The organism is Nostoc sp. XA010 (assembly GCF_020829625.1).
In the GTDB taxonomy this organism is placed as follows: domain Bacteria; phylum Cyanobacteriota; class Cyanobacteriia; order Cyanobacteriales; family Nostocaceae; genus Nostoc.
In genome coordinates this window covers 33,402-46,430 of record NZ_JAIVFX010000026.1, presented here as the reverse complement: position 1 = coordinate 46,430, position 13,029 = coordinate 33,402, and the positions used below count along the sequence as shown (strand labels likewise).

14 protein-coding genes are annotated in these 13,029 nt (G+C 44.2%); 6 read left to right on the top strand and 8 right to left on the bottom strand.

Going from position 1 to position 13,029, the window contains the following annotated elements:
- Positions 1–191 precede the first annotated feature (191 nt).
- Both psaK (LC608_RS26960) and psaK (LC608_RS26955) read right to left on the bottom strand, forming a co-directional pair.
- Complete coding sequence (gene psaK, locus LC608_RS26960; RefSeq protein ID WP_229556507.1) at positions 192–470, bottom strand: photosystem I reaction center subunit PsaK; 279 nt, start codon at positions 468–470, stop codon at positions 192–194.
- 266 nt (positions 471–736) lie between these two features.
- Positions 737–991: a photosystem I reaction center subunit PsaK gene (gene psaK / locus LC608_RS26955; RefSeq protein ID WP_229556506.1), complete on the bottom strand. Its 255-nt coding sequence runs from the start codon at positions 989–991 to the stop codon at positions 737–739.
- A 111-nt stretch (positions 992–1,102) separates the two neighbouring features.
- Here psaK (LC608_RS26955) and LC608_RS26950 point away from each other — a divergent pair, with 111 nt between their 5' ends.
- The gene (locus tag LC608_RS26950) at positions 1,103–1,735 is read left to right on the top strand and encodes a phosphoribosylanthranilate isomerase (RefSeq protein WP_229556505.1); all 633 of its coding nucleotides are present in this window, start codon (positions 1,103–1,105) and stop codon (positions 1,733–1,735) included.
- 106 nt (positions 1,736–1,841) lie between these two features.
- Here LC608_RS26950 and folE read toward each other — a convergent pair whose 3' ends face one another.
- The 5 genes from folE to LC608_RS26925 form a co-directional block, all read right to left on the bottom strand.
- The gene (folE, locus tag LC608_RS26945; protein WP_229556504.1) at positions 1,842–2,549 is read right to left on the bottom strand and encodes a GTP cyclohydrolase I FolE; all 708 of its coding nucleotides are present in this window, start codon (positions 2,547–2,549) and stop codon (positions 1,842–1,844) included.
- Between the two features lie 121 nt (positions 2,550–2,670).
- Positions 2,671–3,396: an SDR family oxidoreductase gene (locus LC608_RS26940; protein WP_229556503.1), complete on the bottom strand. Its 726-nt coding sequence runs from the start codon at positions 3,394–3,396 to the stop codon at positions 2,671–2,673.
- A gap of 358 nt (positions 3,397–3,754) precedes the next feature.
- A complete protein-coding gene (locus LC608_RS26935; protein WP_100898945.1) occupies positions 3,755–4,735 on the bottom strand; it encodes an acetyl-CoA carboxylase carboxyltransferase subunit alpha in 981 nt (326 codons plus the stop codon).
- 127 nt (positions 4,736–4,862) lie between these two features.
- Entirely contained in the window at positions 4,863–5,882 is a 1,020-nt protein-coding gene (locus LC608_RS26930; protein ID WP_229556502.1) for a long-chain acyl-[acyl-carrier-protein] reductase, read from the bottom strand.
- 147 nt (positions 5,883–6,029) lie between these two features.
- On the bottom strand, positions 6,030–6,728 hold the full coding sequence (locus tag LC608_RS26925; RefSeq protein WP_229556501.1) for an aldehyde oxygenase (deformylating): 699 nt from the start codon (positions 6,726–6,728) through the stop codon (positions 6,030–6,032).
- A 175-nt stretch (positions 6,729–6,903) separates the two neighbouring features.
- Here LC608_RS26925 and LC608_RS26920 point away from each other — a divergent pair, with 175 nt between their 5' ends.
- The 5 genes from LC608_RS26920 (at position 6,904) to LC608_RS26900 (ending at position 11,883) form a co-directional block, all read left to right on the top strand.
- Positions 6,904–7,731 (top strand): carbohydrate ABC transporter permease, encoded by an 828-nt coding sequence (locus LC608_RS26920; RefSeq protein ID WP_229556500.1) that lies wholly within the window; start codon positions 6,904–6,906, stop codon positions 7,729–7,731.
- Between the two features lie 682 nt (positions 7,732–8,413).
- Positions 8,414–8,677, top strand: coding sequence for a hypothetical protein (locus LC608_RS26915; protein WP_229556499.1), 264 nt, complete (start codon positions 8,414–8,416; stop codon positions 8,675–8,677).
- A gap of 164 nt (positions 8,678–8,841) precedes the next feature.
- Positions 8,842–11,286, top strand: coding sequence for an S-layer family protein (locus LC608_RS26910; RefSeq protein ID WP_267871227.1), 2,445 nt, complete (start codon positions 8,842–8,844; stop codon positions 11,284–11,286).
- Positions 11,287–11,387: 101 nt separating this feature from the next.
- The gene (locus LC608_RS26905) at positions 11,388–11,675 is read left to right on the top strand and encodes a BrnT family toxin (protein ID WP_229556497.1); all 288 of its coding nucleotides are present in this window, start codon (positions 11,388–11,390) and stop codon (positions 11,673–11,675) included.
- Positions 11,653–11,883 (top strand): hypothetical protein, encoded by a 231-nt coding sequence (locus LC608_RS26900; RefSeq protein WP_229556496.1) that lies wholly within the window; start codon positions 11,653–11,655, stop codon positions 11,881–11,883. The genes LC608_RS26905 and LC608_RS26900 overlap by 23 nt, the downstream gene beginning before the upstream one ends.
- A gap of 109 nt (positions 11,884–11,992) precedes the next feature.
- On the opposite strand, the gene LC608_RS26895 is transcribed toward LC608_RS26900, so the two are convergent.
- Positions 11,993–13,024, bottom strand: coding sequence for a hypothetical protein (locus LC608_RS26895; protein ID WP_229556495.1), 1,032 nt, complete (start codon positions 13,022–13,024; stop codon positions 11,993–11,995).
- Positions 13,025–13,029: the final 5 nt, after the last annotated feature.

Here is a 13,029-nt window from a genome sequence, read left to right as displayed (position 1 = left end):
ACACATAATTTCTGAGCATTAATTCAGTAGTGCCGAGTTATGAAATGCTCTTATTTCTAGAATAGACAATTAATGCCTGTGAGCAAAACTCTGAAGTGGGGAATTGTGCATTTAAAAGAGGCAGAGGGGAAAACTCTTTTCCCTTGCTCCCTGCCCCTTCTCTTGAGTGTGTTAGATGGAAAACGTAAAATTTAGATAATGCCGAGATTACTCAATCCTAAAACGGTACCAGTGCCGATCAGGTGACCAGCGCTCATTGCGGCGAGGAATGTAGCGGCACTGGGATTATTGAACAGCGACGGAAAGGGCAACGGCATCTTAGGGCCAACGTGAGGATAGCGAATTGTCCGAGGAATAATCAAAAGACATAACAGACAAATGCCAGTAATAATTGCCGCTTCAGTCAAGTTCCATGCGGTGCCAGTTTTGGGTAAAGTAGCTTGGGCTGCTAATAACATTGATGACATCATGGTTCTTTCTCCTGCATGAATTAACTTACATAACCCTTAGAGAGGGGATTAACCCGTTTCTAAAGTTATATAAATCCTCCGTTGATTAAGTAGCTGGAATCGTCCCTCAAGGGGAAGGTTAATACCTACCCCCTCAGTTAGAGTGACCACACGGAGGCTGACTGGCTAATGCTTATAAGTTATTTTGCTGGAGAAAGAACCAAAATCGTTTTTAGGAGTTTTGTATTGATCGCGGCGTTGCTTATAACGCCGCGATCATCGCAAAACTACAGACGACCGATGTTAGTCAGTCCTAAAACGATGCCAACGCCAACAATATGACCAAAAGCCATCGCTGCAACGAATGTTGGAATACTAATCGGCAGGATAGGGAACTTGGGGCCAACTAAGGGTCTTTCAATCCTAGTACTTAGTAAAACAATTACTAAGCAAGTGATGCTGATGATGATGCCTACTGTAGGATTCCACGCAGGTGTTGTGGGAACAGTTGGCTGGGCTGCTAGTAAAATAGATGAAATCAAGCTTTTGTCTCCTAAAATGTAGACCTACAAAATTATAAAATTACCAAGGTACAAAAGTTTTTCGGATAGTTTTGACTTTCTTGACGATTATTGTAAATTTATTAAATATTCATGCGCGTTAAAATTTGCGGCATCACTCAACCACAGCAGTCTATAGCGATCGCCTCTCTGGGCGCAACGGCACTAGGATTTATTTGTGTGCCAACCTCACCTCGCTACGTGACTACATCCCAAATTCGGGCAGCAGTAGCAGAACTCCCGGCTAATATTGACACAATTGGTGTTTTTGCCAACGCTAGTATCCCCGAAATCAGTCAGATAGTTGTTGATTCTGGTTTGACTGGTGTCCAGTTACACGGTGATGAATTACCAGATTTTTGCTACCAATTACGTCAAGCTTTACCCAATGTTGAAATTCTTAAAGCACTTAGAGTTAGGAGCCTTGAGCATCTTGACACAGTAGCTAATTACATAGATTATGTAGATACTTTGCTACTTGATGCTTACCATCCCGAACAACTTGGTGGTACAGGCAAAACCTTAGATTGGACAATGCTAGAGCAATTTAGCCCCAATTGCCCTTGGTTTTTAGCCGGGGGACTAACAGCAGATAATATTGTGGAAGCCCTAAGTCAGGTTAATCCCAGTGGCGTTGATTTATCTAGTGGTGTAGAACGCGCACCTGGAGATAAAGATTTAGATAAAGTAGCCGAGTTGTTTGGGAAATTGGGGAGTAGGGAGTAGGGAGTGGGGGATGAGGGAGCAGGGGGAGCAGGGGAAGCAGGGGAAGAATAAAAATTAATTATGTATTTCCCCTCTGCTCAATGCCCCACTTCCCACTTCCCATTCCTTAAAAGAATGCTGGTTGATGGCGAATTAAGCTAAAAAATTCTTCGCGGGTTTTGTGTTCCTCTTGGAAAACACCAACCATTGCGCTAGTGACAGTCCAAGAGCCTGGTTTTTGAACACCCCGCATCACCATACACATGTGGCTAGCTTCCATCACAACGGCTACCCCTTGAGGTTCCAGAATGGTCTGGATTGCTTCGGCAATTTGGCGGGTTAGTCTCTCTTGTACTTGTAAGCGACGGGAATACATCTCAACAATGCGGGCCAGCTTACTCAGTCCTACAACTTTTTGGTTGGGGATATAAGCAACGTGTGCTCTACCCATAAATGGCAGCATGTGGTGTTCGCACAGACTAAAAAAACTAATATCTCTAACTAGTACCATCTCGTTATGCCCTTCATCAAAGATGGCATCGTTAACGAGTTCTTCAAGGGATTGGGTGTAGCCACTGGTAAGAAATCGCATTGCCTCGGCCACTCGCTTGGGTGTTTTGAGGAGTCCTTCGCGTTCGGGATCTTCGCCAACTCCCAATATTATTGTTCGCACGGCGTCCTTCATTTCCTCCAGATGTTCCTCTTTTGGCGGGGACACATCCGCTTGCCGCCCATTGTGGGTGTTGCGATCGGGTCTAGGAGTTATGGCTTCTGACAAATCGGGAATCAGAGGCGATTGAGAGGAATTAGAACCGTTGGAACTAGCAATAGTCATGATTAAGTTTTGGTTATGGTTTGAATTTAGTTATGAGTTATGAGTTATGAGTTATGAGTTATGAGTTATGAGTTAAAAATTTTAATTCCTAACTCCTAACTTCTAACTCCTAACTTTGCAATTAGAGTGCGCCAGCGCTGGGCATCAGGGTCAATTCATCAATAACTGCCTCTTGTGGTAAGAGAACTGTGTAGAGAATTGATTGAGCCACAATTTCTGGGGTTAACATTTTGGAACGGTCTAAGTTGACATGGACTGTTTCTGTATCCCACAGTTCGGTATTGACTGCGCCGGGACAGATAGCAGTGACACGAATGCCGTGGGTGCGTTCTTCTTGTGCCAGGGTTTGAGAGAGGGCTATCAAACCAGCTTTGCTGACGCTGTATACTCCCCAACCGGGAAACGGCTGCTTGGCGGCAATTGAGGCGACGTTGATAATTGTGCCTGTGCCCCGATCGCGCATCGAAGGCAAAATTCCCACAATGCACTGAAACACGCTGGTAAGATTTAAGTCAATTACTTGCTGCCAGCCCTCTAGGGGGGTTTCGCTCAAAGTAGCTGTATAGGCAAGACCCGCATTGTTTACCAAAATGTCTATATCACCAAAGTCAAGAGCGATCGCTTGGATCTTTTCTTTTACTTCGGAGAGTCGCGCTAGATCTACAGGGTAAGCTTTCGCTTCCACCCCAGTATGCTCGACTGCTTCTCTTACCGCCTCCAACTTATCCGAAGAACGGCTGACTAAGGCGACATCTATTCCCGCTTTTGCAAAAGCTAAAGCCGTTGCTTTCCCAATTCCACTACTTGCCCCAGTAATCAAGGCGCGTCGTTTTTGCTCAACACTCATTCATGGTGTCTCCCAATTTTTTGGTAGTTCCCAAACTCTATTACCACCCAATTATTCACACTTCTCGGTTTAGATAGATTAAAGGAATCTAAAAATCTGATTATTTCCATTAAGTAACTGCTATGATCCAGTGGAATACTAAGTATATTGTGGGTTTTACCAGTAAAGACAACAAATTGTCGCCTGGAAAACCACGCCGTATACTCAAATTAGATTACTTAATAATACAAAAGCTACTCAATCTGATTGAGTAGATTTAGTTAACATGCAAATGCCTATGGCTAGATTGTTAAAAATCTTTAAGCACATAGGCAATTATAGCATTGCTGCTTTGCTAATCAATCATTATGCAGCCCTGTTAGTGGGCAACTTCTGTAAAAACGCCAATTTTACGGAATTTTTCATAGCGCAGTTGACGGCGTTCTGGAGCGGTTAAACGATTGAGTTCGTCCAAATTTTCCAACAGCACTTGCTTGAGAATGGTAGCGGCTTTTAAAGGATCGGAATGAGCGCCACCAGTGGGTTCAGGCAGTATTTGGTCGATAATTCCTAACTTTTTCAGATCGTGGGAAATAATTTTTAGAGCAACAGCTGCTTGCGGAGCCTTAGCAGCATCTTTCCAGAGAATGGCGGCGCAGGCTTCGGGAGTGGCGACTGTATAAACTGAGTGTTCAAACATGAGTAAGCGATCGCCTACACCAATTCCGAGTGCGCCACCGGAACCGCCTTCACCAATAACTGTGCAGATAATTGGTACATCTAAGCAAAACATTTCTCGCAAGTTGTAGGCGATCGCTTCGCCTTGACCTTGGTGTTCTGCTTCTACTCCAGACCAAGCTCCTGGTGTGTCGATAAAAGTTAGTATTGGCATACTAAACTTGTTGGCGTGTTCCATTAACCGCATTGCTTTGCGGTAGCCGCCAGGGTAAGGCATTCCAAAGTTACGGGCAATATTGTCTTTGGTATCACGACCTTTTTGATGACCTAACATCACCACAGGTTGCCCGCTCAGACGACCGACACCACCAACTAAAGCCGGATCGTCACCACCACAGCGATCGCCATGCAATTCCATCCATTCATCACTAATAGCCTGAATGTAATCGAGAGTACTGGGGCGACGCGGATGACGAGCGACTTGCAGTCGCTGAGACGGAGATAGACTACTGAAAATTTCCTCACGCAGCTGCATGGCGCGTGCTTCTAGTTGACGAATTTGACCAGAAACATCGACGCCATTTTCCTCTGCAAGTTGCCGAATTTGATCGATTCGGGTTGCTAGTTCTGCTAGGGGCTTTTCAAAATCTAACAGTAGCGGTTTACGCTCGGTAGTTGCCATCGTAGGGGTTATCAATTACGAGTTATAAGTTATCTATCCTTTGTCTTTTATCTTTTGTCCTTTGTCCTTTGTCCTTTGTCCTTTGCAAATAACAAATGACTAATGACCAAGGACAAATGACTAATGACTAAACCAGCAGTGGTCTAAATCCATGTTTTACTGATACCCGACCAATCTGCTCCATTTTATCTACGGTAATCTGATTCCGTCCCCACGAAAAGTTCGTGTATAACTTCTCAAATTCCAGCAGCATTGATTCGGCAAAACAAGCAAACAACTGGCGGGCTGGCACGTCCATATTGACGATTTTCATAATTTTCCAGTCAATATCCAGGGAATGCTCTACAATTCCACCATTTAACACATGTACACCAGGATACTGAACTTTCGTCGCTAAGTTTTTAGGATAACCACCATCAATCAACAAACAGGGTTGTTTCAAAGTGGTAGGGTCAATTTCCACGCCTCTGGGCATACTAGCAACCCAAACTACAACATCAGCTAGGGGCAGTGCTTCTGTCAAACCCATAATTTTTCCCCGCCCTAGTTCGCCTTGCAAATCTTTGAGACGTTCTTGATCGCGGGCTATCAGCAGAAGTTCTTGAACATCTGTTTTCGCATCTAGCCAGCGTGTAACTGCACTACCAATATCCCCAGTTGCTCCACATATAGCAACAGTTGCTTTTGATAAATCAATTCCCAGTTGTTTGGACGCTTCTTCCACCTGCTTACAAATAATGTAGGCAGTATGAGTGTTTCCTGTGGTGAACCGTTCAAACTCTAGTTTAATGTTGCGGACTTGGCTAAATTGCTCTAACTTAAAGTTTTCAAAAATAATTGAGGAAAATCCGCCTAAAGCTGTGATATTAATGCCGTGCTTCTGTGCATGGGCCATAGCGTTAAGGATTTTGCGCGTTGCGGCTTTGATGCGGCGACTAGCTAGCATCTCTGGCAAAAAGCAAGATTCTACATACCGTCCTTCAATTTGTTGCCCAGTTATACTGGTGACAATAATGCTATCAACAATTTGCGGTGGGGCGCTACACCAAAAGTCTAGCCCTTGATCGGCATATTCTGGGTATCCCAATTCTTGGGCTACCGATTGAGCGTGTTCCAAACTAGTCAGATGTCCAATTAGACCAAACATGTAGTGATTATTAGGCTTATGCTGTCTCGAAAGGGTGGAATTTAGTAGAGTTGGGAGTTGGGAGTTGGGGGTTAGGAGTACAACTCATATCTCAGTGATCATTTCTCACCGGAGGCAAAGCGTCTCCGGCTTTGCTCCTAACTTTTTTTAAGCAGCTATGAGTCCGTAGGCTGACAAGCGCATAATATCGCGAGTTGTAAAACCTATGTTACTTAATGCTTCACCGTACTGAATCATAAAGTCTTCTACTAAAGCATCTTTTTCCATTGCCATTGTGTGGGCATCACCCTCTACTTGGTTGAGCATTTTCCAAACTATGGGTAGGTTTTGGCGATTTGCAAGTTCAAGTTCAGCTTTGGCTTCTGTAAAATGTTCTTTCAACCAAACTTCTCCAAAGTTAAGGTGGCTATATTCTTCTTTTACTACTCCCTCAGTGATTTTGCGGGCGAAATCATCGGCAACGGGGATGTAAATGTTATATGCTGCGATCGCAAAACATTCAATAATCAAAGACTGAATCAACAAGCAAGTAACAACCTTTCCTTCTGCGGCTGCTGTTTGGAAATTTTGGTGTAGTCCAGAGAAAAATTCCTTGGCAAATTGCAAATCTGGGGTTACTTGTAAATTGCGCCCACAAGCTTCAAATCCTTTCTTGTGCCGACTTTCCATCTTGGATAGGCGAACCAATTCATCATGAGATTCTGGCAGCAGTTGAGCTAGTGTGATGTAATTCTCATGGGCTTCTTGTTCCCCTTCAATCACGATCGCATTAATCCGGCTATAAGCATCTTTGTATGTTTCGCTCTTGAAATCTAATTCTTTAGATTGGTCTGTAAGCTGCTGCATGGTATCTTTACTCCTGTAAACCTGATTATTTGACACCAGGATTCAATTTACCCCATGAACTGAGGGTAATAATCACTGTGGTTTAATTTAACTTAACAAGTAGACTATCTTTATAGATTAACTGTTGCCGGGGGAGATGTAGTACTAGCGAAACAAATGCTTTGCAGCTCAAGTTATGTTTAAACCAAACCCGAATCTGAAATCTGGCGATTTTTTGAGCCTAGTAGTGTTACTGCTAGGGGCATTTATCGTTCTACTACCTCTGTTTGTGGTCTTTCTCACCTCCTTTGCAACGACGGCCACCAGCCCGGAAAATTTGTCTAAAAATAGCTGGTCTTTAGCTAATTACCGCGTTGCATGGCAACAGGGAAAATTTTTACTGGCGTTTGCTAATTCTACCTTGGTAGCGATCGCTGTGACGGCGTTTCAGATTGTCACTTCCGCTTTAGCGGGTTACGCCCTAGCAAGGCTGAAGTTTCGGGGACGCCAAGCACTGCTTTTGGTAGTTTTAGCAACTTTAGTGATTCCCTTTCAGTTATTGGTGATTCCCATCTTTTTGGTTTTGAAGTGGGGACACCTAATAAATACTTATGGGGCGCTGATTTTACCCACTGCGGTCAACGGGTTTGGGATTTTTTTGTTACGTCAGTATTTCCAGACAATTCCGGTGGAGTTAGAGGAAGCCGCAGCCATAGATGGGGCGAACCGACTGCAAATTTTGTGGCGGGTGATGTTACCTTTAGCGCGTCCGGCGTTGGTGACGCTGTTTTTGTTCACCTTCATCGGTGAATGGAATGATTTGTTTAAGCCTTTGGTGTTTACGACACGACCAGAATTAAGGACGGTGCAACTGGCGTTGGCTGAGTTTCAAGAGCAATTTACGAATAATTGGCCGTTGATGATGGCGGCGGTGACTATAGCGACAGTTCCAGTGATGGTATTATTTCTCATCGGTCAGCGTCAGTTTATTCAAGGTATTGCTGCGACGGGAATTAAGAATTGAGTGGGGGAGGCTGTCCGGCGAGTGGAAGCCTGTCTTTTATAGCGATTCTCATTTGAATGGGTACTGGCGCTCTAGGGACACTGCATTGCCGTGTCCCTACGAGTATCTTCATCTATGGTTAATTATTTTTTCTGTACCTTATCCATGCGGGAACCCCTATACACCGTTTCACTTTCAAACTGATACATATTCGCAAGCAGAGGAGCCGGAGGAGAGAAAAGGCTTAACTTAAGCGTATTACCACCTGATGCATCGACCTGCATTGTTGAAGTTGTCGGTGCATTGGCCTAACTTACCGTACCTTTTATCTTAAGCAAGCAGCATATAGCGCAATACGCTTGGGTTAAGGCTAAAAGTCTTCGTGAAAGTCAATTTTTTAACGTAGACGCATTCGCGAGTGCGTCTGGTAGAGTTGCGGCAAGCCGCAGGCTAGCGCAGAGGCGCAGAGAAGCCAGTGCGTTGGGCGGGCAATGCCCGACTTGTTCGCTCTTAGCGTTCCCGCAGGGTAGCAACTGGCGCAACACAGAGAGAAGGAAGAAATGCTTAACTGAACTGTATTGTCTTATAGTTCATCAATGCTTAAAGTAAATCCAGCAGCAAGACATAAAGTTTTGTGACGCTAGCCGTAATTATTACTAGTAAAGCTGAAATTATACACATCCTGTAACAAACGGTAACAGTTATGAACCCTGAAACATTACAGCAGTTAAAAGACGAGATTCAACAGAAACTGCTTGAAAGCGTTAATAATGCTGGCTTATATAGCGTGCTTGAAAAGTACGGGGTATTAGATGATAGAGCTTTAATAGTTCAGTGGCAGTGCAATCTTGACCCAAATAAAATAAAATCTGGTAATGCAGTTGATGAACAGGAAATTGTGGTAATGCAAAACTCATGGTGTATTCCTTGCCCGTCAACTGGCGACCCTTTCGGCTGTAACTGCTAAATAATTTAGTTTTTGTACTCTAAAGAGTTTATTCTAGTGAGTATAAAAATACTGAACTTTGCATTTACTAATTAGGCTACAGAGATAATCTCAACTATCACCATACCTAATTAGCAAAGAGCAGTATTTCAATATACTCTTAATTTTTTGGGTGCAAGTTTGTAATGTTTCGATACCGAAGCAGTTGGTGCTGGAAGATAGGGATAGTGAGTACTTTCGCAATTGCTGGAGTGTTCACTTTCTTTCAAAGTTTTGCCATAGCCCAAATACAAAAGGATGGCACACTTGGATCTGAAAGTTCAATCATTACACCAAATCTTATCAATGGTCAGCCTATAGACCAAATTGATGGTGGGGCAGTTCGTGGTACAAACTTGTTCCACAGCTTTGAACAGTTTTCTGTCTCTGCGGGAAGGACAGCCTACTTTAACAATCCAATAGATATTCAAAATATCATCAGTCGGGTGAGTGGCAATTCGATTTCTAATATAGATGGCATTCTGAAAGCTAACGGCACAGCCAACCTGTTTCTGATTAATCCTAACGGCATTGTTTTTGGGCCCAATGCTTCTTTAAATATCGGCGGTTCATTTGTGGCAAGTACGGCGAGTAGCTTGAACTTTGCTGATGGTACAAAGTTTAGTGCTACATCTCCTCAAACTACACCTTTACTAACATTAAGTGTTCCCATTGGTTTACAATTTGGAGCAACTGCGGCTCCCATCCGCAATCAATCTCAAGCAAAACCAGATGGCGCAGTTAATATCTGGAGACAAGGCGTTGGTCTACAGGTGCGGCAAGGCAAAACCTTGGCACTTATAGGCGGTGATATAACCCTAGAGGGGGGAAATATCACCGCAAAGGATGGAAGAGTTGAGTTAGGAAGCGTTGCTAATAATAGTTTGGTTAGTTTAAGCCCAACGAACCAAGGTTGGGCGTTGGGATATGAAAATGTTCAAAATTTCCAGAACATCGAACTAATCCAGTTAAATAAAATTCGATCTATTGTAGACGCTCATGGAGAGGGCGGCAATATCCACGTGCAAGGCAGGCTGGTACGGGTAGCTGGCAGTTTGCTAACTGTAGTTGATCCCTCTGGAGGAGAATCAGGAGGAGATTTAACAGTGAACGCCTCAGAGTCTGTAGTAGTTGAACAAAATGCCCAACTGTTGACTCAGAGTTTCTCCAACGGAAACTCTGGAAACATAAATGTTACTACTAAAAACTTGGTGGTCAGAGATGGAGCACAATTGCACGGGCAATTGACCATAAACGCCTCAGATTCTGTAGAACTAATCGGCGGCACCTCCATTCCTCTCTTCCGAGATGGTAGTGATTTAATATCCAGTGGATTATTTAGTGCAACTTATAGCGATAAAAACGCTGGCAGCATCACAATTAATACTGGAAAGTTGCGTATCCAAGGAGGGGCAAGAATATCAACAAGCTCTGAAGGCATATATAGGTATATTTCTAACGAACTTACACCAGCAAATACAGGAAAAGCAGGAAACTTGACAGTGAACGCCTCTGAGTCGGTAGAACTAATAGGAACCTCACCAAATGGTTCTAGGCTCAGTGGCTTGTTTTCTGGAACTGAAGGGCCTGGAGATGGCGGAAACTTGACCCTAACTACAGGGCGATTGATTATCAAGGATGGGGCTGTAATAACTGTGAGCAGCCAAGCTCGAAAAAATGTAATCTATATCGGAGATCCCACTAATTTAGGGAAAGCTGGCGATTTAAATATAACCGCTCGCTCCATACTTCTGGACAACAAGGGGAAACTGACATCCAATAGTGAGTCAGGTCGAGGCGGGAATATTACGCTACAGGTGCAGAACTTATTATTGATGCGCCGCGAAAGTAAAATAACCACTAACGCAGGTACGACAGGGCTTGGTGGAGATGGCGGTAATATCACCATCAAAGCACCCAATGGCTTCATTGTCGCGCCTCCCTTTGAAAATAGCGATATCACTGCCAATGCCTTCTCTGGCTCAGGTGGTAAAATCACAATCACCGCTAAGAACATCTTTGGTTTTGTGCCCCGCACCCATGCAGACGTAGAAAAACTTGACCCAGAAGAAATAAACCCGGATAACTTGCAAACAAATGACATCACGGCCTTTTCTCAGCATAACCCTTCGTTAAGTGGCACAGTCCAAATCAACTCACCAGATGCTGACTCCAGTAAAGGATTAGTAGAACTGCCCGTAAATTTGGTTGATGCTTCCCAGCAAATTACTGCTGGTTGTAATTCTGGTGTAAAAATAGCCAAAAGTTCATTTATTACTACTGGACGTGGAGGGCTAGCCCCCGATCCCACGGAGCTATTGATGGCTGATGCAGTGCTGGCAGATTGGATCACACTCTCTCCCGATAGTCAGAATCGTGCTGGCGTTATTCAGAAAAGAGCGGTTGTTCAGGCGCAGCGAAACACAGGAGAGAAATCACAGAAAGTTAATTCTGTCAATGAACCTACTCAAATTGTGGAAGCCCAAGGGTGGGTAAGGGATGCCAATGGTAATGTGGTTCTGGTTGCTCAAGTACCCACTGCGTCGCCCCATAATTCCTTGCTCACCGCTACATCTTGCGCTGCTCATTAGAATTTGAGATATGGCGAGATTCTCTTTGCGAATCAGCTCTTAGAAAAAATTAAGTTTTGTAAGTAGAGGTTATTGCAAGTAGAGTAGCCTCATATCAAGGCATGAATTTAGAATTTGAGTGGGATAACCAAAAAGCTAGTTTGAATCTCAACAAGCACTGCATCAGCTTTGAAGCGGCTAAGACAGTCTTCAACGACTCTCTAGCTTACATATTCAACGATGAATGGCACTCTCTTGGTGAACGTCGGGAAATCATCATCGGACATGACCAAGACAATCGCCTGTTATTGGTCTGTTTTACACAAAGAGCAAACGTTATCCGTATCATTAGCGCACGTCTAGCAACCAAGAAAGAACGAAGAGATTATGAAGAATTCACAGGCTTCTGAATTCCACAACAACGCAGACGATGACTTGCTTCCAGAGTATAACTTTGATTATCGCAAAGCCTTGCCCAACCGTTTCGCCAGTCAGCAAGAAAAAGCTCCTTTGACAGTTACCCTAGATGCTGATGTCGCTGAGATATTCAAAACATCAGAAGCTGTTAACAACGCTCTCCGTGCCTTACTCTCAGCAATTCCAAAGGCTGAAAGATAAATTGCTCCGGCGTAGCCAGTCTTCTCTACGTTCCCTGCGGGACGCTGACGCGAACGAGCAGCGTGTCGCAGACAGACGCTTTGCAAACGGCATCGCTATTGCCTATTCTTTAACTCGTCTCTTGAATTTGCAGACGTATAGTGTGTTCAGTCGCACCACTAAGTTGCAATTCCATGATTTCACCACCTAGAGGTTCCAAGCAAGTGAGGAGCGATCGCAAGTTGGGTGTACTTGCACCTGTATCTACATATAATCGATCTGCTAAATTACCGATCCGTTTCCAAGTCATGTACAATTTAGCGATCGTTTGTTCAATTTGCGATGCTTGATTGACCAAATCAGCAGCAATGCTCAAACAGCCGACTCTTTGCGCTTCTTCTAAGGCTGTTTCAATATCAACATCTTCCTTCGTCAGTGCCTGAACTTGAGCCGCCCCTTTCAGATATTTGGCTAAGTTACGCGCTTCTGTAGTTACCTGTTTGAGGGTATCCACATCAGGATTAGCAGCAATTTCCTTTTGGATAAACTTTTGGTGCGCTTCTGGCAGTTTTTCCATTTCCTTCACCAGTGGGGCAATGTAGCGTGGGGGAAGGGTATTATCTGCTGCTTTTTCTTTAACTGCTTCGGGTAATAAATCTGAGGACATGGCTGTCCATTCATCGCTGAGTTGACGCACTTCCCGCCTGGTGATGCGATCGCCTTTTTGGGCAGCTTCACTCACCATCTGTTGCACTTCTGGGACTGCTTTGGAGGTTTCAACAAATGCCCTTTTGCTGAAGTTGTTTACAGTTCCGGGATCAAGTTTACCGTCTTCGATGAGAGTATCGGCACTATTCGCCAGTTGAATCCAGGAATATGCTTGACTTTTGCTGATTTCCCGCTCTTTTAGCCAGCGCAGAAAGCCAGTACCGCGTCCGTCACCACCAACTTTCTCTCTGTCGCGGATAGCGCGTAAAATTCGCCCCCGCCAGATTTCAGTTTGCAAATCAAAGCGATCGCATACCTGCCACGCTACTTCTAGCTGCTGTTGAAAATCTGATTCTAGAATCTGTTCATCTTCTGGATCGGGCAGTTCAAAGCTGATATCTGCTGGCTGTAGTAGAGCAGCAGCAAGGTCGTTGATGGAGTCGGTGTCTTGCACGATTG